The sequence below is a fragment of the Rhodococcus sp. Z6_132 genome (genome assembly GCF_058133635.1).
Genome location: NZ_JBYUNP010000001.1, coordinates 1 through 22,476 on the forward strand (window position 1 = coordinate 1; position 22,476 = coordinate 22,476).

Sequence of the window (22,476 nt, forward strand, 5' to 3'; positions counted from 1 at the left end):
CGAATGAAGGAGCCAAAACAAAATAAATTGGCACTGACATTCATCGGCACACTGTTGAGTTCTCAAAGAACACACGCTCACCCGCTCCGCCAAGCTGTTCGCTTGGCCTCGCCGGGGCAACCACTCTAGGTTACCAGGACCACCCCGGGGGGTGCAACTCGGTTCCGATCGAGATGATCAGATCCGGTTGAGGCAACCGTTCTAGCCTACCCGAACCGCCTGGCCTAGTGCAACCTGGCCGATCCGGGCCCCCCGGTCGTCCTCGTCCGGCCGTGACTGCACCAGATGATTTCTTGCGGGGGTGGCACCTACGTCGATGGGACAGGATCTGGGCCGTGGCCCGGAGCTTGTCGCTCTGTCGTGCGGTGCATGGAGAAAACTACGCGGCTCGCCGGGCCCCAGTCAAATCTGCTGGTCAGGGGCCCGGCGGGGGTTTACTCCGCGTTCTGCGCCGCCAGGACCACGTCCACGATCTGGTCCATGATCTCGGTCATCGCGTAGTCCTTCGGTGTGAACACCTGAGTAACGCCCTTGGCGCGCAGGATCTTTGCGTCCTCCGGCGGGATGATGCCACCCACCACCACAGGGATGTCCCCTGCTCCGGCAGCGGCGAGGCCGTCCACCACGGCGGGCACGACCTCCAGGTGTGAGCCCGACAACACGGACAGTCCGACCACGTGCACCCCCTCCTGCACCGCGGCCGCGACGATCTGGGCGGGGGTCAGTCGGATGCCCTGGTAGATCACCTCGAAGCCGCAGTCGCGGGCGCGCACCGCGATCTGCTCGGCGCCGTTGGAGTGCCCGTCCAGGCCCGGCTTGCCCACCAGCATGCGCAGGCGGCCACCGACGATGTCCTCGGCTGCCTTCACGTGCTCGCGCACCTTGGCGATCTCCGCACCGGCCTCACCGCCGGTGGAGGCCGCGGCGACTCCCGTGGGAGCGCGGTACTCACCGAAGACCTCGCGCAGCGCGCCGGCCCACTCCCCCGTGGTGACCCCGGCCCGGGCGCAGGCCATGCTCGCCGGCATCAGGTTGTCCCCGGTCTTGGCGGTGTCCCGCAGGGACTGCAGGGCTGCCTCCACCTCCTCGGCGTCGCGGGAGCTCTTCCACTCCTGCAGCGCGGTGACTGCGGCCGCCTCGACGGCGGGGTCGACCACCTCGATGGCGCCGGCACCCTCGGCCTGCAGCGGGCTCGGCTCGGTGCCCTGGAACTTGTTCACGCCCACCACGACGTCGTCCCCGGTCTCCATGCGCCGGCGGTGCTCCGCCAGGGACGAGACCAGCTCGGACTTCATGTAGCCGCTCTCGACAGCCGCGACCGCGCCGCCCATCTCCTGCACCTTGTCGATCTCGGCCCGGGCGCCCTGGACGATGTCGGCCACCGCCGCCTCGATCACGTGGCTGCCGGCGAAGATGTCCTCGTACTCCAGCAGGTCGGTCTCGTAGGCGAGCACCTGCTGCATGCGCAGGGCCCACTGCTGGTCCCAGGGGCGCGGCAGCCCCAGCGCCTCGTTCCAGGCCGGCAGCTGCACGGCGCGGGCCCGCGCGTCACGCGACATCGTCACGGCGAGCATCTCCAGCACGATGCGCTGGATGTTGTTCTCCGGCTGCGCCTCGGTGAGCCCGAGGGAGTTCACCTGCACCCCGTAGCGGAAGCGACGCTGCTTGGCGTCGGTGACCCCGTAGCGCTCGGCCACCAGCTCCTGCCACAGCTGGCCGAAGGCGCGCATCTTGCACATCTCCTCGACGAAGCGCAGCCCGGCGTTGACGAAGAAGGAGATGCGCCCGACCACCTCGCCGAACCGCTCCTCCGGCGCCTGCCCGGAGTCGCGCACCGAGTCGAGCACGGCGATCGCGGTGCACAGCGCGTAGGCCACCTCCTGCACCGGCGTGGCGCCCGCCTCCTGCAGGTGGTAGCTGCAGATGTTGATCGGGTTCCACTTGGGGATGGTGGTGACGGTGTAGGCCACCATGTCGGTGATCAGCCGCAGGCTCGGCTCCGGGGGGAAGACGTACGTCCCGCGGGAGAGGTACTCCTTGATGATGTCGTTCTGCGTGGTCCCGGCGAGCTTGCTGAGCACCTCGTCGCGATCGAGCCCCTCCGCCTCGGCCTGCTCCTCCGCGACCACCTGGTACAGCGCCAGCAGCCACATGGCCGGGGCGTTGATGGTCATGGAGGTGTTGGCCGTCGCCAGCGGGATGTCCTGGAACAGGGTGCGCATGTCCCCCAGGTGGCTCACCGGCACCCCCACCTTGCCGACCTCACCCTTGGCGAGCTCGTCGTCGGGGTCGTAGCCGGTCTGGGTGGGCAGGTCGAAGGCCACCGAGAGGCCGGTCTGACCCTTCTCCAGGTTGCGCCGGTAGAGCGCGTTGGATGCGCTGGCCGAGGAGTGACCGGCATAGGTGCGCATCACCCAAGGTCGATCACGTTCTCGGTCGCTGGGATAGGGCACGGCAAACCTCCGCGTTGGCTGGGGACCTCAAGGGCCCGTCCGGCATAGGTGTCCATCAGACGTAACACCTAAGCCTACTGGCCAGTAGCGTTGCCGAGACAGCACGGGCGGTCTGCTCAGCCCCCAGGTCGTCGCGGCGCCCGCGACGACGGGAGATCAGTCGTGCACGCGCTCGATCTGCGCGCCGAGCTGCTGCAGCTGCTCCACGAACATCGGGTAGCCGCGGTCGATGTGGAACACGTCCCACACCAGCGTCTCGCCCTCGGCACACAGGGCCGCCAGCACCAGGGCCGCACCGGCCCGGATGTCCGACGCCCACACCGGCGCGCTGGACAGTCGCTCCACGCCACGGACCACCGCGTGGTGGCCGTCGGTGCGTGCGTCCGCGCCGAGCCGCACCATCTCCTCCACGAAGCGGAACCGCGCCTCGAAGACGTTCTCGGTGATCATGGAGGTGCCCTCGGCCACTGCGGCGAGGCCGATGGCCATCGGCTGCAGGTCGGTGGGAAAGCCGGGGAACGGCAACGTCACGAAGTCCACGGCGCGGGGCCGGTCCTGCTGCAGCACCCGGAACCCGTCCGGGCTCTCCTCCACCACGGCGCCGGCGTTCTTCAGCTTCTCCAGCACCAGGTGCAGGTGCGCGGGATCGATGCCGGTCACCGTGACGTCCCCGCGAGTCATCGCCGCGGCCATCCCCCACGTTGCGGCGACGATGCGGTCGCCGATCACCCGGTGCTCGGTGGGGTGCAGGGACTCGACGCCCCGCACGGTGAGCGTGGAGGTGCCAGCGCCGGAGACGTCGGCACCCATCTGGTTGAGCATGTCGCACAGGTCGACGATGTCGGGCTCGCGGGCGGCGTTGCCGATGGTGGTCTCCCCCTTGGCCAGCACCGCCGCCATGAGGATGTTCTCGGTGGCGCCCACCGACGGGTAGTCCAGCACCATCTCGGCGCCGTGCAGGTTCTCCGCCTCGGCCACCACGCAGCCGTGCGCGATGGCGCTCTCCGCCCCCAGCATCCGCAGCCCCGCCTGGTGCATGTCCAACGGGCGCGAGCCGATGGCGTCGCCGCCGGGCAGGGCCACCACCGCGCGGCGACAGCGCGCCACCAGCGGGCCGAGCACGCAGACCGACGCCCGCAGGCGGCCCATCGCGGGAAAGTCCGCGTGGTGGCTCAGCTCGGCGGGAGTGGTGATCCGGGCGACGTCGCCGACCAGCTCGACCGTGCAGCCGAGTCCCCGCAGCACCTCCGCCATCAGGGGCACGTCGAGGATGTCGGGACAGTTGGTGATGGTGGTGGTGCCCTCAGCCAGCAGCGCAGCAGCCATCAGCTTCAGGACGCTGTTCTTTGCACCGCTCACGGTGATCTCGCCGGCCAGGCGCCCTCCACCGGACACCCGGAAATGCTCGCTCACAGGCGGTCACCCTAGCCGCTGCCGCCGGTGGCCATGAGGCCGGCTGCACTCGCGGTACCGTTCGCCCATGGCTGTGCACCTCACTCGCATCTACACACGCACCGGAGACGACGGGACCTCAGGCCTCAGCGACTTCTCCCGGGTCTCCAAGTGCGACCCCCGGCTGGTCGCCTACGCGGACACCGACGAGACCAACGCGGCGATCGGCGTGGTCCTCGCGCTGGCGCCGCCGCCCCAGGAGATCGTGGAGGTGCTGCGCCAGATCCAGAACGACCTCTTCGACGCCGGCGCCGATCTGTCCACGCCGGTGGTGGACAACCCGCAGTACCCGCCGCTGCGCATCACGCAGGCCTACATCAACCGGCTCGAGCGCTGGTGCGACCAGTACAACGCCCAGCTCGAGCCGCTGAGCTCCTTCATCCTCCCCGGGGGCACGCCGACCGCGGCGCTGCTGCACACCGCCCGGGTGGTCTCCCGGCGCGCCGAGCGCAGCGCGTGGGCCCAGGTGAACGCCTCGCCCGAGGACACCAGCAAGCTCCCCGCCACTTACCTCAACCGGCTGTCGGACCTGCTGTTCATCCTCTGCCGGCTGGCGAACCCGGACGGCGACGTCCTCTGGGAGCCCGGCGCCGGTCGCTGACCCGACCGTACGGAGCAACGTCCGCACAACGACAGAAGACGCCGCCGGCGCCAGGTTCGCGAACCTGGCGCCGGCGGCGTCTGTTGTCTGTCTGGTGGAGCCGTTGGCTCAGCACCGACGACCGTCTCAGTGCCTGCGCACCCGGCGGGCCCGCCCCGGGGGGCTGGACTCCACCCACGAGAGGAAGGCGGTGAGCTGGCCTCCGGTGAGCGCCAGCTCGGTCTCCTGCTCCCCGTCAGTCACGTGCAGCACCACTGTGCCGGTGGGGACCACGTCGCCCTCCGAGGCATCGGCGTCGCGACGTCCGAGGACCTCGATGCCGCAGCGCTGCAGCCTGCGGTCCGGACCGGGCCGCAGGCTGGAGACGCGGAAGAGAACCAAGTCCTCCTCCTGGTAACGCATGACCCCGTGGCGCCACCCCTTGCCGCGACTGGCGGGCAGCGCCCGGGCCACGATCTGGGTGCCACCCCGACGGAGCAGCTGCACGCGGTGGCCGGCAAAGAGCAGCACCGCCACAAGCAGGCCTATGACAGCCACGGTCGCAACGGTCTGTACCAGCTCCACCGCAGACAGTCTCTAGGCCTAGCGTCGATCAGCTGCTGCGCTCGATCGCGCGGATTCGACCCCGCGCGATGAGGGCATTGGTCTCGTCCTCGGTGGCCTCGGCGCTCCAGTGGTGCAGCGCCTCCCGAGCCTCCTCGACGTCGATCTCATCAGCCATGTCCGCAGACTCGGCCAGGACCGACACCTTGGACGCGGTGACGGAGATGAATCCGCCGTGCACCGCCGCGACCACGCGGTCACCGTCAGTCGTGTTGATGATGACGATGCCGCCCTCGACGAGCTGTCCCAGCACCGGCTCGTGCCCGGGCATGATGCCCAGCTCGCCCTCGGTGGTCTGGGCGACCACCATGCTCGCCGTGCCGGACCACACGCTGCGCTCCACGGCGACGAGCTCAACCGTCATCTCAGCCATGTCGAGCTCCTCTCCCGGGCCCCGGTCACTTGCCCTGGAGCTTCTTGGCGTTGGCCTCGACGTCGTCGAGGCCACCGCAGCTCACGAAGGCCTGCTCGGGCAGGTGGTCGTACTCGCCCTTGGTGACCTTGTCGAAGGCCTCGATGGTCTCCTTGAGCGGGACGTAGGAGCCGTCCTGGCCGGTGAACTGCTTCGCGACGAAGAAGTTCTGACCGAGGAAGCGCTCGATGCGACGCGCCCGGTTGACCAGGACCTTGTCCTCCTCGGCGAGCTCGTCCATGCCGAGGATGGCGATGATGTCCTGCAGCTCCTTGTAGCGCTGCAGGATGCGGATGACCTCCTGCGAGACCCGGTAGTGGTCCTCGCCGACGATCATCGGGTCGAGGATCCGCGACGTCGAGCTCAGCGGGTCCACGGCCGGGTAGATGCCCTTCTGGGTGATCGCACGCGAGAGCTCCGTGGTGGCATCCAGGTGGGCGAAGGTGGTCGCCGGCGCGGGGTCGGTGTAGTCGTCGGCGGGGACGTAGATGGCCTGCAGCGAGGTGATGGAGTTTCCTCGCGTGGAGGTGATCCGCTCCTGCAGCTCGCCCATCTCGTCGGCCAGGGTGGGCTGGTAGCCCACGGCGGAGGGCATGCGACCCAGCAGGGTCGAGACCTCGGAGCCGGCCTGGGTGAACCGGAAGATGTTGTCGATGAAGAGCAGCACGTCCTGGTTCTTCACGTCGCGGAAGTACTCCGCCATCGTGAGGGCCGACAGGGCGACGCGCATGCGCGTGCCCGGCGGCTCGTCCATCTGGCCGAAGACCAAGGCGGTCTGCTCGATGACGCCGGACTCGGTCATCTCCTCGATGAGGTCGTTGCCCTCACGGGTGCGCTCGCCGACACCGGCGAACACCGAGACGCCACCGAACTCCTGCGCGACTCGACGAATCATCTCCTGGATGAGCACGGTCTTGCCCACACCGGCACCACCGAACAGGCCGATCTTGCCGCCCTGCACGTACGGGGTGAGCAGGTCGATGACCTTGATGCCGGTCTCGAGGATCTGCGTCTTGCCCTCAAGCTGGTCGAACGCTGGGGGCTTGCGGTGGATGCCCCACTGCTCGCCGTCGCGGCCGGTGCCCGGCGCGTCGAGGCAGTCACCGAGGGCGTTGAACACGTGGCCCTTGACGACGTCGCCGACGGGAACCGAGATCGGCTTGCCGGTGTCGGTCACCTCAGCGCCACGGACCAGGCCGTCGGTGGGCTGCATGGAGATGGCGCGCACCAGGTTGTCACCGAGGTGCTGGGCCACCTCCAGGGTCAGCTTCTTGGCCACCGTCTCGAGAGTGATCTCGGCGTGCAGGGCGTTGAACAGCTCGGGGATGGCGCCACGCGGGAACTCCACGTCGACGACCGGACCGATGACGCGGACGACGCGGCCTGCCTGGTCGGAGCCAGCCTCGCTGGCAGAGTCAAGTGTGCTTGCAGCAGTCATGTCAGTCATTCTCTCAATCGTTTTCCGCGCCAGCGGACAGCGCGTTCGCGCCACCGACGATCTCGCTGATCTCCTGGGTGATCTGGGCTTGCCGCGCCTGGTTCGCCTCGCGGCTCAACGTGCGCACCAACTCGTTCGCATTGTCGGTGGCGGCCTTCATCGCGGTTCGTCGTGCTGCCGACTCCGACGCGGCGGCGTCCAGCAGTGCCGCGTAGATCCGGGTGTTCACGTACTTCGGCAGGAGCGCCTCGAGCAGCGCCTCGGGCGCCGGCTCAAAGTCGTACATGGCCTGCGGACCGCTGTCGCGCTCCTGGACCACCTCGCCCTCGGCCATGGCCGCCTCGGCCCGCGACGGGCCGGAGTCGTCAGACTCCGACTCCTCGAGGTCGTCGACGTAGGTGACCTCCAGCGGTGCGACCCGCTTGACCACCGGCGTCTGGGTGAGCATGGACTCGAAGCGGGTGTAGACGATGTGGAGCTCGTCCACACCCTCCGCGTCCACCGGCTCGCCGTCGACGCCGTCGACCTGCACGGTCTCGCCGGTGCCCGCGATGAAGCGGGCCACCATCTGCTCGCCGGCACGGGCGGCGTCCTCGTAGCTCGGCTGCTGGGAGAAGCCGGTCCAGGACGCCTCGATCTCGCGGCCGCGGAAGGTGTAGAAGCCCACCCCCTTCTGGCCGAGGACGTACAGCACCGGCTCCTTGCCCTCGCTGCGCAACAGCTCCTGCAGCTCCTCGGCGGCGCGCAGCACGTTGGCGTTGTAGCCACCGGCCATGCCGCGGTCGCTGGTGACGATCAGCACCGCGGCCCGCTTGGGCTCGGGCCGCTCGGTCAGCAGAGGGTGGTCCAGCGATGCCGCCGCGCCCGCGAGGGCGGACAGCACCTTGGTGATCTCTTCTGCGTACGGCTTGGACGCCTCGACCCGGGCCTGGGCCTTGGTGATGCGGGAGGTAGCGATGAGCTCCTGCGCCTTGGTGATCTTCTTGGTCGAGTTGATCGACCTGATCCGCTGGCGCAGCTCGCGTAGCTGGGCAGCCATGTCAGGCGGTCACTTCCCCGCGGAGCTGGTGGCCGGACGCTGCTTGTTGACCTTGACCTTCTCGTGGTCGACCTCTTCCGCGTCCATGGCCTCGGCCTCGGGCTCGTTGACCACGGAGGTGCCGTCCGAGGAGGTGAACTGCTGCTTGAACTCGTTCACGACCTTGACCAGGCGCTCGGCGTTGTCGTCGGAGAGGTTCTTGGTCTGCCGGATGTCGCCGAGGATGTCGTCGTCGCTGCGACGGATGTGCTCCAGCAGCTCCTTCTCGAACCGGCGGACGTCGGCGATCGGCACGGAGTCGAAGTGGCCCTCGCTGCCGAGGTAGATCACCACGATCTGCTCGTCCACCGGCACCGGGGAGTACTGACCCTGCTTGAGCAGCTCCACCAGGCGCGCGCCGCGGTCGAGCTGGGCCTTGGACGCGGCGTCGAGGTCGGAGGCGAAGGCGGAGAACGCCTCCAGCTCGCGGTACTGCGCCAGGTCCAGACGCAGCGAGCCGGACACCTTCTTCATGCCCTTGATCTGCGCGGAGCCACCGACGCGGGAGACCGAGATACCCACGTTGACGGCGGGACGCACACCCTGGTTGAAGAGGTCGGACTCCAGGAAGCACTGACCGTCGGTGATCGAGATGACGTTGGTCGGGATGTACGCCGAGACGTCACCGGCCTTGGTCTCGATGATCGGCAGACCGGTCATGGAGCCCGCGCCCAGGTCGTCGGACAGCTTCGCGCAACGCTCCAGCAGGCGGGAGTGCAGGTAGAAGACGTCGCCGGGGTAGGCCTCGCGGCCCGGCGGGCGACGCAGCAGCAGCGAGATGGTGCGGTAGGCCTCAGCCTGCTTGGTCAGGTCGTCGAAGACGATCAGGACGTGCTTGCCCTGGTACATCCAGTGCTGGCCGATGGCCGAGCCGGAGTAGGGAGCAAGCCACTTGAAGCCGGCGGAGTCCGACGCGGGGGCGGCGACGATGGTGGTGTACTCCATCGCGCCCGCCTCCTCGAGGGCGGTCTTGACGCCGGCGATCGTGGAGCCCTTCTGGCCGATTGCGACGTAGATGCAGCGCACCTGCTGCTCCGGGTCGCCGGTCGCCCAGGCTTCCTTCTGGTTCATGATCGCGTCGATGCAGACCGCGGTCTTGCCGGTCTTGCGGTCGCCGATGATCAGCTGGCGCTGGCCGCGGCCGATCGGCGTCATGGCGTCGATCGCCTTGATGCCGGTCTGCAGCGGCTGCTTCACAGGCTGACGCTCGAGCACGGTGGCGGCCTGCAGCTCGAGGGCGCGGTCGCCCTCGGACTCGATCTCGCCCAGGCCGTCGATCGGCTGGCCGAGGGGGTTGATGACGCGACCGAGGAAGTTGTCGCCCACGGGCACGGAGAGCACGGCGCCGGTGCGCCGGACCTCCTGGCCCTCCTCGATGCCCTCGTAGTTACCCAGGATGACCGCGCCGATCTCGCTCGCGTCGAGGTTGAGCGCCACTCCGAGGATTCCACCAGGGAACTCCAGGAGCTCGTTGCTCATCGCCGAGGGGAGACCGCTGATGTGGGCGATACCGTCACCGGTGTCCGTCACCAGGCCGACCTCCTCGCGGGAGGCCTCCGGGGAGTAGCTCGAGGTGTAGTTCTCGATCGCACTACGAATCTCGTCGGAGGAGATCGTCAGCTCCGCCATGTCACTGTCCTGCTCTCAGTAGTCGTGCCACTGTCTCGTTGCGCTCGTTCACAAAGGTAATGCTCCGCTGCTGCGGCCGATTCAGCCAGCCAACCTGCGGCGAAGCTCGTCCACGCGGCCGGCGATGCTGCCGTCGATGACCTCGTCACCAACCTGCACGACCATGCCGCCGATGAGCTCCGGGTCGACCTCGACGTGCAAGGTGACCTCGCGGCCGTAGGTCCGACCGAGGCTGGCCGCCAGCCGCTCCTCCTGCTGAGCACTGAGTGCAACTGCAGAACGAACGTGGGCGACCGATTTCTCCCGAAGCGTCGCGGCGAGCGCGGCGAGGGAGTCGAGGCCGTCGGCCGGCTCCTCGCGGTGCCGGGCCACCAGCTGGTCCACCAAGATCTTGGTGGTGTTGGTGGCCTTGCCGGACAGCAGGTTGTCCATCAGCTCGCGCTTGCCGGCGGCATCTGCCGTCGGGTCGCCGAGCACCCGCTCCAGCGCGGGGCTGCCCGCAACGATGCGTCCGAGCCGGAACAGCTCGTCCTCCACCGCGTCGAGCTCACCGGTCTGGTGGGCGTGGCGCAGCAGCAGCTCGCGGGCGAGCAGCTGCAGCGAGTCCACCAGGTCACGCGGTGAGGACCAGCGCTGCTCGGCCGCGGCCTTGACCACGTCCAGGGCTCCGTCGCTGATCTGGTTGCCGAGCACCCTGGAGACCAGGCCGACCCGGCCAGATGCCTCGGTGGAGGCGTCGGCCAGCGCCCGCCGCAGAGTGCGCTCGCCGTCCAGGAGCCCGACGACGGCAAAGAGGTCCTTGCCCACTTGTTCGGCGTCGGCGGCCGAGGCGGGGAGGTTCTCCCGCACCGCGGCCACGGCCTCACGACTTGCGGCGTACATCAAGACTCCCGTCGCGTAGCAAGGACTCCGGCGCGGGCGCCGGCCGGGTCCGTCATCGTGACGAGCTCATCGCGTCGAGCTCGTCGAGGAAGCGGTCGACCGTGGCAGAGCGCTTGGAGTCGTCCGCGAGGGACTCCCCCACCAGACGCTCGGCCAGGTCCACCGAGGTGCGACCCAGGTCGGAGCGCAGCTCAGCGATGATCTGCTGGCGCTGCGCGGTGAGCTGGTTGTGACCCTGCGTCACGATGCGCTCGCTCTCCTGCTGAGCCTGCACGCGCATCTCGTCGATGATCTGCTGGCCCTGTGCGCGGGCGTCGTCGCGAATCCGGGCCGCCTCGCCGCGGGCCTCGGCCAGCTGCGCGTTGTAGCGGTCCAGCGCGGCCTTGGCCTCGGCCTGAGCCTGCTCGGCCTTGGCGATGCCACCCTCGATCTTCTCGGTGCGCTCCTGCAGGACAGCCTGGAAGCGGGGCAGGACGTACTTCCAGAACGCGATGCCGATGATGATGATGCAGACGGTGGACCAGACGATGTCGTAGGTCGCCGGAAGGAGCGGGTTCTGCTCCTCCGTCGTCTCCGCGGCCAGTAGTGCGATCGGCGTCATCGGAATCAGAAGATGAAGCCGGCGACGAGGCCGATCAGCGCGAGGGCCTCGGTGAAGGCGATACCGAGGAACATCGTGGTGCGCAGCTGGCCGGCCATCTCGGGCTGGCGGGCCATGCCCTCGATGGTCTTGCCGACGACGATGCCGATGCCGATACCCGGGCCGATGGCCGCCAGGCCGTAGCCGATGGCGCCGTAGCCGGTGGCCTTGGTCTCCGTCGCCTGCGCGAGGACGTCTGCAGCTTGAAGCGCGACACTCATGTGGAGTCCCGTTACCTTTCTGTTGGCCGGACCCGGTTTCGGTACCGGGTCAGGTCGTCTGGTGCCGGAGGTGCCCGGCTAGGTGGAGCAGATCAGTGTTCGGCGGCGAGCGCCAGGTCAATGTAGACCGCGGCGAGCAGCGCGAAGATGTACGCCTGCAGGAAGATCACGAGCATCTCGAAGAGCGTGAAGAGGAAGCCCATGACCAGGCTGGGAAGGCCGAAGAGCTTCAGCGCTCCGCCTCCGTCGAAGAGGAAGTAGCTGGTCGCGCCGAAGAACAGCACCAGCAGGATGTGGCCGGCCAGCATGTTGGCCAGCAGTCGCACCGTGAGGGTGAACGGACGCAGCAGGAAGGTCGAGACGAACTCGATCGGGATCACGATCAGCAACAGCGGCTTGGGCAGGTTGGGGACGACGAGGCTGTCCTTCATGTGCCCGCCGAAGCCCTTGGCCTTGATGCCGGCGTAGTTGAACACCACGTAGGTGAGCAGCGCCAGCACCAGTGGCATGCCGATCAGCGCGTTGGTGGAGATGTTCAGCAGCGGGATGACACCGGTCGCGTTGAGCGTGAGCACGGTGAAGAAGATGACCGCGATCACCGGCAGGAACCGGCGGCCGTTCACCTTGCCGAGAATCTCGTCGGCGATCTGGATGCGGACGAAGTCCAGCGCCAGCTCACCGAAGTTCTGCACGCCCCGGGGCACGATCTGCGGCTTGCGCATCGCGATGTAGAAGAACAGGACGAGCAGCAGCGAGAACGCCACCCTGATCAGCATCAGCCGATTCATCTCGAAGGGCGTGCCGTCGAAGAGGACGGAGGATGGGTAGAAGTCGTCCAGCGACGGCGGGTGGTACTCGCCGTCGGAGGCGGCCGTGACGATGACGCTCAGCGGTCTCTCCCGTGATCGGGCGGGGAGTGTTGACCCCGGTGCCTACGGATGTGAACAAGTGCAGCCTGACTCCGTGCCCAAGATGCTGGGCGAGTCACGACCCTGGATGCGGGCCTGACCTTACCAAGTCATTGGACAGGATCGCACCAGCGGGGCTGCGGCGCTAGGCAGCGTCCTCCGAGTGAGGCGCGACGTAGGGCACGTTGGTGCTCAGCACCGCCCGCGTCTCCAGCGCCAGCACCGCGATCGCCTCGATCGCGATGACGATGACGAACGTTGGGTGGCTGTAGAACTCGAGGTCCCGCAGCACGGCGACGACGCCGATGAAGACGAGGATCTTGAGCAGGAACGATCCCAGCACCGCCGCCCCCATCACGGTGGGCTCGCTACGGGCGGTGAGGAGCACGACAATGGCCGTGATCACGACAAATCCCCCACCCACCGCAGCGCCCAGCAGCGCGCCCCACAGGCCCTCCAGGCCCGCTATGGCGGAGGCGACGGCGGCCGCGACGACCGTCAGGACCAGCAGTCCGAGGACGCCCTGGCGCACGGCGGCGCGCAGCGCGGCCGTCGGGTCGGAGGACGTCGGGCGGGGGGTGGGGTTGTCCGTGCTCACGGCACACAGGGTACGGGGACGCCATCCCTGGGCGCACGGGCCCGACTAGCCCTCTGCGCGCCTGCGGGGGTCGCGCAGCCGCGGGATCGCCGAGCCCAGGAGGGCGACTGCCAGCCCCACCACCATCACCAGCGCCACCACCCGGACGTCGAAGATCGTGGTGGCCACCGCGCCGAAGGCGATCACCCCGGTCCAGAAGTAGATGAGCAGCACCGAGCGGCGGTGCGAGTGGCCAAGGCTCAGCAACCGGTGGTGCAGGTGCATCTTGTCCGGGGCGAACGGGCTGCGCCCGGCCCTGGTGCGGCGGACGATGGCCATCAGCAGGTCGAGCACCGGGACGAAGCTCACGGCGCCGACGACCAGCAGCGGGGTGAGCAGGGCGACCAGGTCACGGCCGCCGTAGGCGATCGGCGACACCTTGCCCGACGCGCTGGTGGACACCGCGGCGAGCATCAGCCCGATGAGCATGGAGCCGGAGTCACCCATGAAGATGCGGGCCGGCTCGAAGTTGTGCGGCAGGAACCCCAGGCACACCCCGGCGAGCACGGCGGCGATGAGCGCGGGCGGGTAGTTGCTGACGTCTCCCCCGGACCGGTCGAGCAGGCCGAGGGAGAAGGCACACATGGCCAGCGCCGCGATCAGCCCGATGCCGGCCGCGAGCCCGTCCAGGCCGTCGACGAAGTTCATCGCGTTGACCAGCAGCACCGTGACCCCCACGGTCACCAGGCCGGACTGCAGCTGGTCGAAGACCAGGATGTTGTTGCCCGCGCCGAGGGGGAAGTACACCTGCAGCCACTGCAGCCCGAGCAGCACCAGCACCCCGGCGGCGGTGACCTGGCCGGCGAACTTGGTGAGCGAGTCCAGCCCGAACCGGTCGTCGATGGCGCCGACCAGCACGATCACCAGCCCGGCCCACAGCACCGCGGTGACGTCGGAGCTGTAGTCGAAGCCGCGGGTCAGCGCCGGCAGCTGCGCCGCCAGCAGCATGGCCGCGAGCACACCCAGGTACATCCCCACCCCGCCGAGTCGCGGGGTGGGGGTGACGTGGACGTCGCGGTCGCGGGGGTAGGCCACCGCGCCGATCCGGATGGCGACCACCCGGATGATCCCGGTGGCCAGGAAGGTGACGACGGCAGCCGTCAGCCCGACCAGCGCCAGCTCCCGGATCGGGACGCCGGTCCCGCCGGGGGCGATCAGCGCGACAGTCTCCCCCCGTTGCAGCGGCACGGTGTCAGCCGGGCCTCAGCCTCAGCTGCGCGGAGCTGGGTAGGCGGGGTTGAGCGCGACCAGCTCGCCCACGGCCTGGGCGACCTGGGCCAGCTCGGCGTCGCCGGCCGTGGTGCCGTGCTCGGCCTTGACCGCGCGGGCGATGAGCGAGGCGACCTCGGCCATCTCCGGCTGTCCCATGCCCTGGGTGGTCAGTGCCGCCGAGCCCACCCGGATGCCCGAGGCGACCATCGGCGGTGCCGGGTCGTAGGGGATGGCGTTCTTGTTCAGCGTGATCCGGGCTGCGTCGCACCGGGCCTCGGCGTCGGCACCGGTGACGCCGAGCTCGCGCAGGTCCAGCAGGGCCAGGTGCGTGTCGGTGCCGCCGGAGACCGCCCGCATGCCCTCGGCCTCCAGCGCCTTGGTCAGCGCCGAGGCGTTGCCGACGACCTCGCTGGCGTAGCTCTGGTAGCTGGCCTGCGAGGCCTCCTTGTAGGCCACGGCCTTGGCGGCGACGGCGTGCATGAGCGGGCCGCCCTGGGTGAACGGGAAGACCGCCTTGTCCAGGGCCTTGGCGTGCTCGGCCTTGGACAGCAGCATGCCGCCGCGGGGGCCGCGCAGCACCTTGTGCGTGGTGGCGGAGACGACGTCGGCGTAGGGCACCGGGGAGGGGATCGCCTTGCCGGCGACCAGGCCGATGAAGTGTGCGGCGTCGACCCAGAGGATGGCGCCGACCTCGTCGGCGATCTCGCGGAACGCGGCGAAGTCGATCAGCCGCGGGTAGGCGGTGGCGCCGGTGACGATCATCTTCGGCTTGTGCTTGCGGGCCAGGTCACGGACCTCGTCGTAGTCGATCAGCTCGGTGTCCTTGCGCACGTGGTACGGCACGGGGTTGAACCACTTGCCGGAGAAGCTGACCTTGGAGCCGTGGGTCAGGTGGCCGCCGTGCGGCAGGCTCATCGCCAGCACCGTGTCGCCGGGCTGGCAGAAGGCGGCGTACACCGCGAGGTTGGCGTTGGCGCCGGAGTGCGGCTGCACGTTGGCGTGCTCGGCGCCGAAGAGCGCCTTGGCGCGGTCGATGGCGATGACCTCGGCCTTGTCGACCTCCGAGCAGCCGCCGTAGTAGCGGCGCCCCGGGTAGCCCTCGGCGTACTTGTTGCTCAGCGTGGAGCCCAGGGCCGCCAGCACCGCAGGACTGGTGAGGTTCTCGCTGGCGATCAGCTGCAGACCGCCGCGCAGCCGCTCGAGCTCGGAGAGGAGCACACCTGCGATCTCGGGGTCCTCGTGCTCGAGCGCGTTGAAGTCAGGTCCCCAGAACGGCGTGCTCACGCTGTGTACTCCTCGTTGGGCTTGCTGGGCATCATGGTGCTGCCACGGTAGATGAGACGTGCGAAGTCTATGCGACGCCGACCTGGCCCTTTCGGAGTGCGGGCCGAGCTGGCAGGTCAGCGGCGGAGGACGTCCTCCGGCGGGACCCCGAGCACCTCGGCGACGGTGGTGGTGGCCACCGCACCCTCGCGCAGCACCCGCGGCCTGTCACCGGTGAGGTCGACGATGGTGGAGGCGACCGCGGACGCGCACGGACCGCCGTCGAGGTAGACGCTGACCGACGCACCGAGCTGCTCGCGGGCCTGCTCGGCGGTGGTGGCCGGGGGCTGGCCGGAGACGTTGGCGCTGGAGACCGCCATCGGTCCGACCTCGCGCAGCAGCTCCAGGGCCACCGGGTGCAGCGGCATCCGCAGCATCACCGTGCCGCGGGTGTCGCCCAGGTCCCAGCTCAGCGAGGGGGCCTGCTGGACCACCAGGCTGACGGCCCCGGGCCAGAACGCCTCCACCAGCATCCGAGCCTGCGGAGTGACGTCGAAGGCCAGGCCGTGGATGGTCTGCCAGGAGCCGACCAGCACCGGCACGGGCATGTCCCGGCCGCGGTTCTTGGCCCGCAGCAGGCTCTGCACGCCCACGCTGTCGAAGGCGTCGCACCCGAGGCCGTAGACGGTGTCGGTGGGCAGGACCACCAGCCGACCACCGCGCAGGGCGGAGGTCGCGGCCGTCAGGCCCTCGGCGCGGGTGTCGGGACGGGTGCAGTCATACGTGGTGCTCACGACCCTCATCCTCGCAGGGCCGGCGCGGGCGGTGCGGGCGGGTCAGCGCGCGGAGGAGACGCGGCGTGCGGTGGTGAAGCGGGGACGGCCAGCCAGGTCGGGGTGGCTGACCACGTCGGTGAACACCCGGCGCGAGCTGAACAGCTCCGCGACGACCTCACCGTGGCTGTCGTCGTGCTCGACGCCGATGACCCCGCCCACCTGCAGCAGCTGTGCGGCGTTGCGGATCAGCGGGCGGATGACCGAGAGGCCGTCGTCGCCGGCGAACACGGCCATCGCCGGGTCGTGCTCGGCGACCTCGGTGGACACCTCGGTGCCGGCCGGGACGTAGGGCGGGTTGGCCACCACCAGGTCGACCTTGCCCTCCAGCTGGGTCAGCAGGTTGGGGTCGGTGACGTCGCCGTGGTGCAGCCGCACCGGGGTGTCCCCCGCCGTGCGCCGCGCCTCCACGTTGCGCCGCGCCCACGCCAGCGCGGTGGAGTCGGCCTCGACGGCGTGCACGGTGGCGTCCGGGCGCGCGTTGGCCAGCGCCAGCGCCAGCGCCCCGGAGCCGGTGCAGAGGTCGAGCACGAGCGGTGCCTGCACCCCCTCGAGCTGGGCCAGCGCCCAGCCCAGCAGCAGCTCGGTCTCCGGGCGCGGGATGAACACACCTGGACCCACCTCGACGGTGATGGCGCCCATGGCCGACCAGCCGGTGAGGTGCTGCAGCGGGATGCGCTGGGCACGCTGCTCGACCAGCCGGCGGTAGGTCTCGATGGTCAGCGGGTCGACCAGCGGCACCATGGCCAGCTTGGTGCGCGGGATCTCGACCACGTGGGCGGCCAGCATCTCGGCGTCGGCACGCGGGCTTCCCACGCCGGCCTCGGTCAGCAGCTTGGTGGCCTCGACGATCGCGAGGCGGAGAGGTTGACGGCTCACGCGGTCAGCGTGCCACGTCGTGGCGCAACGAGATTCACGCGGATGGTCATTGGGCTCATCACTCGGGGCCCGCTCACTCTGCGGAGACCCGTTCCGCGCGCTCGGCCGCCATCAGCGCGTCGAGCAGGGCGTCCATGTCACCGTCGAGCACCGCGTCGAGGTTGTAGGCCTTGTAGCCGATGCGGTGGTCGGCGATGCGGTTCTCCGGGTAGTTGTAGGTGCGGATGCGCTCGGAGCGGTCGACCGTGCGCACCTGGCTCAACCGCTCTGCCGAGGCCTCTGCCGCCGTGGAGGCCTCCGCGGCGGCCTTGAGCCGGGCGACCAGCACCTGCATGGCCCGCGCCTTGTTCTGCAGCTGGGAGCGCTCGTTCTGGCAGGAGACCACCGTGTTGGTGGGCAGGTGGGTGATGCGCACCGCGGAGTCGGTGGTGTTCACGCCCTGCCCGCCCTTGCCGGAGGAGCGGAAGACGTCGATGCGCAGGTCCTTCTCGTCGATCGCCACCTCGGCAGCCTCCTCCACCTCGGGGTAGACCATGACCCCGGCAGCGGAGGTGTGCACCCGGCCCTGCGACTCGGTGACCGGCACCCGCTGCACGCGGTGCACCCCGCCCTCGAACTTCATCCGGGCCCAGACCCCGATCGGGTCGTCGCCCCGGGACTTCACCGACAGGGTGGCCTCCTTGTAGCCGCCGAGGTCGGAGGTGGCGGCGTCGAGCACCTCGATGCGCCAGCCGTGGCGCTCGGCGTAGCGCAGGTACATGCGCACCAGGTCGGCGGCGAACAGCGCCGACTCCTCGCCGCCCTCCCCCGACTTGACCTCCAGCACCACGTCGTCGCCGTCGTGCGGGTCCCGCGGGGCGAGCAGGTCGGTGAGGGCCACGTCCAGGCGCTGCACCTCCGCGGCCAGGGCGTCGGCCTCCTCCCCGAAGGCGGAGTCCTCAGCGGCGAGCTCACGGGCGGCCTCCAGGTCCTCGCGGGCCTGCACCAGGCGGTCGTGGGTGGCGACGACGGGGCCGAGCTCGGCAAAGCGCTTGCCCACCTTCCGCGCGGCCGCGGCGTCGGCGTGCAGCTCTGGGTCGGACAGCTGTTGCTGCAGTCCGGCGTGCTCGGCGAGCACGTCGTCCAGCGCTGAGGGCTCGTTCATCGATCTCCGCCTCGTGTGGTGACTCGTGTGGTGACCAGCGGTGCTCGCGCGGTGGGCGCGGACGCTGGGAGGACTCCCCCCTGCACGCCACAGCGCCCGCCCTGCGGTGCAGGACGGGCGCTGGGAGTGGAGCTACTTGGCGTCTTCGGCTGCCTTGCCGGCGCGCTTGCCGTAGCGGGCCTCGAAGCGGGCGACGCGACCGCCGGTGTCCAGGATCTTCTGCTTGCCGGTGTAGAAGGGGTGGCACTGCGAGCAGACCTCGACGTTGATCTGACCGCTCGCCTCGGTGGTGCGAGTGGCGAACGTTGCCCCGCAACCACAGACGACCTGGGTCTCGGTGTAGACGGGGTGAATTCCTGACTTCATGGTGCCCTCTCCTCGTGGCCGCCGGGTCGCCCTCGACGAGGGCGTGAACCGGAACCGGACTCAGCCGCTCAGTGTGCCAGAGCGGCTGCTGGTTGGTCCAACCACCGGGGTGGGGTTGATGTTCCCCGTCCCGGTGGTCGGTGTGGTGCTCGTGCGCAGGCGCGCGAGCGGACGCGCAGGGTTCGCGGGGCCTACGTCTCGCGGACGTGGTCGCTGACCATGCCCGGCGCCGTCTTGGCCACCTGCATGAGGAACTCCGCGTTCGAGCCGGCCTTGCGCAGCCGGTCGATGAGCAGGTCGATGGCCTGCTGGGAGTCCAGCCCGGAGAGCACGCGGCGCAGCTTGAGCGCCACCTGGTACTCGTCCGGCGCCATCAGCAGCTCGTCCTTGCGGGTGCCGGACGGGTTGACGTCCACCGCGGGGAACACCCGGCGCTCGGCGATCTTGCGGTCGAGCTTGAGCTCGGCGTTTCCGGTGCCCTTGAACTCCTCGAAGATCACCGTGTCACCGGTGGAGCCGGTCTCCACCATCGCGGTGGCGATGATGGTCAGCGACCCGCCGTGCTCGATGTTGCGCGCCGCACCCAGGAACCGCTTGGGCGGGTACAGCGCCGTGGAGTCGACACCACCGGAGAGGATCCGGCCCGAGGCGGGCGAGGAGTTGTTGTACGCGCGGCCCAGCCGAGTGATGGAGTCCAGCAGGACGACGACGTCCATGCCGCCCTCCACCAGGCGCTTGGCCCGCTCGATGGCCAGCTCGGCCACCGCGGTGTGGTCGCCCGGCGGCCGGTCGAACGTGGAGGCGATGACCTCGCCGTTCACCGACCGCTGCATGTCGGTGACCTCCTCCGGACGCTCGTCCACCAGGACGACCATCAGGTGGCACTCGGGGTTGTTGACCGAGATGGCGTTGGCGATGGCCTGCAGCACGCTGGTCTTGCCTGCCTTGGGCGGGCTGACGATCAGTGCACGCTGCCCCTTGCCGATGGGCATGACCAGGTCGATGATCCGTGCGGTCATGGCCTGCGGGGTGGTCTCCAGGCGCAGGCGCTGGTTGGGGTACAGCGGGGTGAGCTTGTTGAACTCGGGGCGCTTGCGCGCGGCCTCGGGGTCGGCACCGTTGATGGTGTCCACCCGCACCAGCGGGTTGAACTTGGCTCGGGCGCCGCCTCCGTTCTGCTCGCCCTCGCGGGCGATGCGCACGGCGCCGGTGACCGCGTCGCCGCGGCGCAGGCCGTGCTTGCGCACCAGGCTCATGGAGACGTAGACGTCGTTCGGCCCGGCCAGGTACCCGGAGGTTCGGACGAACGCGTAGTTGTCCAGCACGTCGAGGATGCCGGCCACGGGCTGCAGCACGTCGTCGTCGCGCACCTCGATGTCGCGCTCGTTCTGCCCGCCCTGGTCGGCGCCGCGGTCGCGGCCCCGACGACGCTCGCGGAAGCGCCGGCCCCGGCGGCCGCGGCCGTCCCCGTCGTCGTCGTTGCCGTCGCGGTCGTTGCGCTGGTTCTGCGGGCCGTTGTTGCCGCCCTTGTTCTCACCGCGGTTGTTGCCCTCGCCGCGGTTGCTGTTATCGCCGCGGTTGCTGTTATCGCCGCGGTTGTTCTCACCACGGTTGCTCTCGCCGCGGTTGTTGCCCTCGCCGCGGTTGTTGCGGTTGCCGCGGCCGCCCTGCTGGCGCTCGCCACGCTCGCCCTGCTGGCGCTCACCCTGCTGGTTGGCCTCGCCGCCGCCGGACTCGCCGTCCTGCTTGGGCTGGCCGTTCTGCTTGCCGCGCGCGTCCTCGGTGCGAGTGTCCTCAGTGCGGGTCTCGGCGTTGCGGGACTCGGCGTTGCGGGTCTCGGCGTTGCGGGACTCGGCGTTGCGGGGCTCGGCGTTGCGGGGCTCGGCGTTGCGGGACTCGGCGCCGTCGCCGGCCTGGGAGCCCTGCTCGCTGGACGCCTCGGGGGCACCGGCCGCACGGGCCGCGCCACGGCGCTGCCGGGAGCGGCGGTTCTCCACCGGCGCCTCGGCGGTACCGGCGTCGCCAGTCGGCTCGGCGCTGGGGGCGGAGGCGGCCGGAGCATCAGTGCGCTCGGCCTGCTGCGAGCCGGCGCTGGCCCGCTCGGCGGGTGCGTCCTGCGCGACGGGCTCGGCGGGCGCCTGGGTGGTGGCGCCGCGCTCGGTGGTGGCTCCACGCTTGCGGGAACCGTTGTCGGCGACGGTCGACGCCTTGTCTCCAGCGGGCTTGTCAGCAGCGCTGCCGCTGCCCGCCTGACGCTGCTTGATGGCGACGATCAGGTCGCCCTTGCGCATGCCGGCGGTGTCGCTGATGCCCAGCTCCCCCGCCAGCGTGCGCAGGTCTGCGAGCACCATCCCAGTCAGACCGCCCCGACGACGCGGCGCGGAGGCCGCTTCCTGGGTGGGGTCCTGGGCTGAGCTGGTGATCAGGTCCGTATCGGTCACGGATGTCCTTTCCTTCCCTGGCTCTGCGCATGCAGCACCAAGGGTTCGAACCGGGATCCGACGACAGTGGTCGGACTCGGGGGTTCCGCCATAGCCACGACGGAAGAGCGGAAGTTGTCCATCGACGTGGGCCCTGTGCCCGCTGTGCAGCGACTCGACCAACGCAAGATATAGCGAGAAAGGTCGTCCCGAACAAGGTTCGGGCAAAGCACCGGCATCAACGCTCACGGTGACTAGACAATTTGAGGGTAGCCCCACCGTCCACGCCCGGCAACTACCACCCCCGTGCCGCGCTGACCAGCGTGTCGGCGGAGGAGCCCAGCGGTGCCGGCACGCGCGACGACCGCCCGCCGTCACCCGATCAGCATCGACCCCGCGTCAGCACGAGGGCACCGGGGAGAAGGCCGAACAGCCCAGCGGGCCACGAAAGCCCGGCTTCCCCACCGGTGCTGGCGGTCTCAGCAGACCTGCACGCCAGGAGCCACCGCGAGGTCGAGCACCGCCAGGCCGTAGTCCTCGGCCTGCGCCCGCAGCTCGGGTGCCAGCCCACCCACCGTCAGCGCCAGCACCGTCGGGCCGGCGCCGGAGATGGTCGCCGCCACTCCCGCCGCGCGCAGCTTCTCGATCCAGGCGGCGGTGACCGGCATGGCCGGTGCGCGCTGGGACTGGTGCAGGCGGTCCTCGGTGGCGTCCAGCAGCAGGTCGGGCCGCTCGGTGAGCGCGAGCACCGCGAGCGCGCTGCGCCCGGCGTTGAAGGCGGCGTCGCAGTGCGGCACGGTCGCGGGCAGCATTCCCCTGGTGAGGGCGGTGGAGGACTGCTCGGCGGGCACCAGCGCCACCGGCAGGATGTCCGGGTGCACGCGCAGGCTCACCGCTTGGTAGTCGGCCGAGCCGTCGGGCAGGGGGCGCGTCCAGGAGACGACCGCACCGCCGAGCACGCTGGCCGAGGCGTTGTCCGGGTGTCCCTCGAACTCCGAGGCGCGCTGCACCAGCACCTCGTCCGGCACCTTGACGTCGCACAGCGCGCGGGCAGCCGCGAGGCCGGCCACCACCGCGGACGCGGATGATCCCAGTCCGCGGGAGTGCGGGATCTGGTTGTGGCACTGCACCTGCAGGCCCTGCTCCGCAGCGTCAGCTGCGCTGAGGCCGCACAGCTGCAGGCCGGCCCGGATGGCACGCACCACCAGGTGCGAGTCACCGAGGGGCACCTGTCCGGCACCCTCGCCCTGCACGGTGACCGTGGTGGCGGTGTCCACGGCACGCACGCTGACCTCGTCCCAGAGGTCCAGCGCCAGGCCCAGGCAGTCGAACCCGGGGCCCAGGTTGGCCGAGGAGGCCGGCACGCGGACCGTCGCCTCCCGTCCGGAGGCCAGCACGCCCACGT

General features: G+C 70.0%; 21 protein-coding genes. 1 reads left to right on the forward strand and 20 read right to left on the reverse strand.

What is annotated here, in order from left to right:
* Positions 1-434 precede the first annotated feature (434 nt).
* Together AC3YO9_RS00005 and murA are read right to left on the reverse strand one after the other, a co-directional pair.
* Entirely contained in the window at positions 435-2,453 is a 2,019-nt protein-coding gene (locus AC3YO9_RS00005) for a protein meaA (protein WP_489981747.1), read from the reverse strand.
* Positions 2,454-2,609: 156 nt separating this feature from the next.
* Positions 2,610-3,866: a UDP-N-acetylglucosamine 1-carboxyvinyltransferase gene (gene murA, locus AC3YO9_RS00010; RefSeq protein WP_127783768.1), complete on the reverse strand. Its 1,257-nt coding sequence runs from the start codon at positions 3,864-3,866 to the stop codon at positions 2,610-2,612.
* A 67-nt stretch (positions 3,867-3,933) separates the two neighbouring features.
* Here murA and AC3YO9_RS00015 point away from each other — a divergent pair, with 67 nt between their 5' ends.
* Positions 3,934-4,506 carry a cob(I)yrinic acid a,c-diamide adenosyltransferase gene (locus AC3YO9_RS00015; RefSeq protein WP_489981748.1) on the forward strand — a complete coding sequence of 191 codons (573 nt, stop codon included), beginning with the start codon at positions 3,934-3,936 and terminating at the stop codon, positions 4,504-4,506.
* A 126-nt stretch (positions 4,507-4,632) separates the two neighbouring features.
* On the opposite strand, the gene AC3YO9_RS00020 is transcribed toward AC3YO9_RS00015, so the two are convergent.
* From AC3YO9_RS00020 to thrB, 18 genes are all read right to left on the reverse strand, one after another.
* Complete coding sequence (locus AC3YO9_RS00020) at positions 4,633-5,043, reverse strand: DUF2550 domain-containing protein (RefSeq protein ID WP_489981749.1); 411 nt, start codon at positions 5,041-5,043, stop codon at positions 4,633-4,635.
* A 55-nt stretch (positions 5,044-5,098) separates the two neighbouring features.
* Positions 5,099-5,482 (reverse strand): F0F1 ATP synthase subunit epsilon, encoded by a 384-nt coding sequence (locus tag AC3YO9_RS00025; RefSeq protein ID WP_127783771.1) that lies wholly within the window; start codon positions 5,480-5,482, stop codon positions 5,099-5,101.
* 25 nt (positions 5,483-5,507) lie between these two features.
* On the reverse strand, positions 5,508-6,959 hold the full coding sequence (atpD, locus tag AC3YO9_RS00030; protein ID WP_127783772.1) for a F0F1 ATP synthase subunit beta: 1,452 nt from the start codon (positions 6,957-6,959) through the stop codon (positions 5,508-5,510).
* A gap of 13 nt (positions 6,960-6,972) precedes the next feature.
* A complete protein-coding gene (locus AC3YO9_RS00035; protein ID WP_489981750.1) occupies positions 6,973-7,998 on the reverse strand; it encodes a F0F1 ATP synthase subunit gamma in 1,026 nt (341 codons plus the stop codon).
* 9 nt (positions 7,999-8,007) lie between these two features.
* Positions 8,008-9,666, reverse strand: a complete 1,659-nt coding sequence (gene atpA, locus AC3YO9_RS00040; RefSeq protein WP_489981751.1) for a F0F1 ATP synthase subunit alpha — start codon at positions 9,664-9,666, stop codon at positions 8,008-8,010.
* A gap of 81 nt (positions 9,667-9,747) precedes the next feature.
* Positions 9,748-10,548: a F0F1 ATP synthase subunit delta gene (locus AC3YO9_RS00045; protein WP_489981752.1), complete on the reverse strand. Its 801-nt coding sequence runs from the start codon at positions 10,546-10,548 to the stop codon at positions 9,748-9,750.
* 52 nt (positions 10,549-10,600) lie between these two features.
* Positions 10,601-11,149: a F0F1 ATP synthase subunit B gene (locus tag AC3YO9_RS00050; protein WP_127783776.1), complete on the reverse strand. Its 549-nt coding sequence runs from the start codon at positions 11,147-11,149 to the stop codon at positions 10,601-10,603.
* A gap of 5 nt (positions 11,150-11,154) precedes the next feature.
* Positions 11,155-11,409 (reverse strand): ATP synthase F0 subunit C, encoded by a 255-nt coding sequence (locus AC3YO9_RS00055; RefSeq protein ID WP_127783777.1) that lies wholly within the window; start codon positions 11,407-11,409, stop codon positions 11,155-11,157.
* Between the two features lie 92 nt (positions 11,410-11,501).
* Positions 11,502-12,299 (reverse strand): F0F1 ATP synthase subunit A, encoded by a 798-nt coding sequence (atpB, locus tag AC3YO9_RS00060; RefSeq protein WP_127783778.1) that lies wholly within the window; start codon positions 12,297-12,299, stop codon positions 11,502-11,504.
* Positions 12,300-12,462: 163 nt separating this feature from the next.
* A complete protein-coding gene (locus tag AC3YO9_RS00065) occupies positions 12,463-12,915 on the reverse strand; it encodes a Cg1360 family ATP-synthase-associated protein (protein WP_127783779.1) in 453 nt (150 codons plus the stop codon).
* A 45-nt stretch (positions 12,916-12,960) separates the two neighbouring features.
* On the reverse strand, positions 12,961-14,142 hold the full coding sequence (locus AC3YO9_RS00070; RefSeq protein WP_489981753.1) for a glycosyltransferase family 4 protein: 1,182 nt from the start codon (positions 14,140-14,142) through the stop codon (positions 12,961-12,963).
* A 21-nt stretch (positions 14,143-14,163) separates the two neighbouring features.
* Positions 14,164-15,450 (reverse strand): serine hydroxymethyltransferase, encoded by a 1,287-nt coding sequence (gene glyA / locus AC3YO9_RS00075; protein WP_127783780.1) that lies wholly within the window; start codon positions 15,448-15,450, stop codon positions 14,164-14,166.
* Positions 15,451-15,566: 116 nt separating this feature from the next.
* The gene (locus AC3YO9_RS00080; RefSeq protein WP_127783781.1) at positions 15,567-16,223 is read right to left on the reverse strand and encodes an L-threonylcarbamoyladenylate synthase; all 657 of its coding nucleotides are present in this window, start codon (positions 16,221-16,223) and stop codon (positions 15,567-15,569) included.
* Between the two features lie 42 nt (positions 16,224-16,265).
* On the reverse strand, positions 16,266-17,141 hold the full coding sequence (gene prmC, locus AC3YO9_RS00085) for a peptide chain release factor N(5)-glutamine methyltransferase (protein ID WP_127783782.1): 876 nt from the start codon (positions 17,139-17,141) through the stop codon (positions 16,266-16,268).
* 73 nt (positions 17,142-17,214) lie between these two features.
* Positions 17,215-18,285, reverse strand: a complete 1,071-nt coding sequence (gene prfA, locus AC3YO9_RS00090; RefSeq protein ID WP_127783783.1) for a peptide chain release factor 1 — start codon at positions 18,283-18,285, stop codon at positions 17,215-17,217.
* Between the two features lie 132 nt (positions 18,286-18,417).
* On the reverse strand, positions 18,418-18,651 hold the full coding sequence (gene rpmE / locus AC3YO9_RS00095) for a 50S ribosomal protein L31 (protein WP_127783784.1): 234 nt from the start codon (positions 18,649-18,651) through the stop codon (positions 18,418-18,420).
* 191 nt (positions 18,652-18,842) lie between these two features.
* Positions 18,843-21,002: a transcription termination factor Rho gene (gene rho / locus AC3YO9_RS00100; RefSeq protein WP_489981754.1), complete on the reverse strand. Its 2,160-nt coding sequence runs from the start codon at positions 21,000-21,002 to the stop codon at positions 18,843-18,845.
* A 548-nt stretch (positions 21,003-21,550) separates the two neighbouring features.
* Entirely contained in the window at positions 21,551-22,474 is a 924-nt protein-coding gene (gene thrB / locus AC3YO9_RS00105; RefSeq protein WP_489981755.1) for a homoserine kinase, read from the reverse strand.
* Positions 22,475-22,476 lie beyond the last annotated feature (2 nt).

What these genes read in the sequence shown, in the direction of transcription:
- AC3YO9_RS00025 (WP_127783771.1), bottom strand. Translation starts at nt 5,482, where the DNA reads ATGGCTGAGATGACGGTTGAGCTCGTCGCCGTGGAGCGCAGCGTGTGG.
- atpD (WP_127783772.1), bottom strand. Translation starts at nt 6,959, where the DNA reads ATGACTGCTGCAAGCACACTTGACTCTGCCAGCGAGGCTGGCTCCGAC.
- AC3YO9_RS00050 (WP_127783776.1), bottom strand. Translation starts at nt 11,149, where the DNA reads ATGACGCCGATCGCACTACTGGCCGCGGAGACGACGGAGGAGCAGAAC.
- AC3YO9_RS00035 (WP_489981750.1), bottom strand. Translation starts at nt 7,998, where the DNA reads ATGGCTGCCCAGCTACGCGAGCTGCGCCAGCGGATCAGGTCGATCAAC.
- rpmE (WP_127783784.1), bottom strand. Translation starts at nt 18,651, where the DNA reads ATGAAGTCAGGAATTCACCCCGTCTACACCGAGACCCAGGTCGTCTGT.
- AC3YO9_RS00015 (WP_489981748.1), top strand. Translation starts at nt 3,934, where the DNA reads ATGGCTGTGCACCTCACTCGCATCTACACACGCACCGGAGACGACGGG.
- AC3YO9_RS00055 (WP_127783777.1), bottom strand. Translation starts at nt 11,409, where the DNA reads ATGAGTGTCGCGCTTCAAGCTGCAGACGTCCTCGCGCAGGCGACGGAG.
- AC3YO9_RS00045 (WP_489981752.1), bottom strand. Translation starts at nt 10,548, where the DNA reads ATGTACGCCGCAAGTCGTGAGGCCGTGGCCGCGGTGCGGGAGAACCTC.
- rho (WP_489981754.1), bottom strand. Translation starts at nt 21,002, where the DNA reads ATGGTGCTCGCAGACCTGCGCACGCTGGCGGGGGAGCTGGGCATCAGC.
- atpA (WP_489981751.1), bottom strand. Translation starts at nt 9,666, where the DNA reads ATGGCGGAGCTGACGATCTCCTCCGACGAGATTCGTAGTGCGATCGAG.
- prfA (WP_127783783.1), bottom strand. Translation starts at nt 18,285, where the DNA reads ATGAACGAGCCCTCAGCGCTGGACGACGTGCTCGCCGAGCACGCCGGA.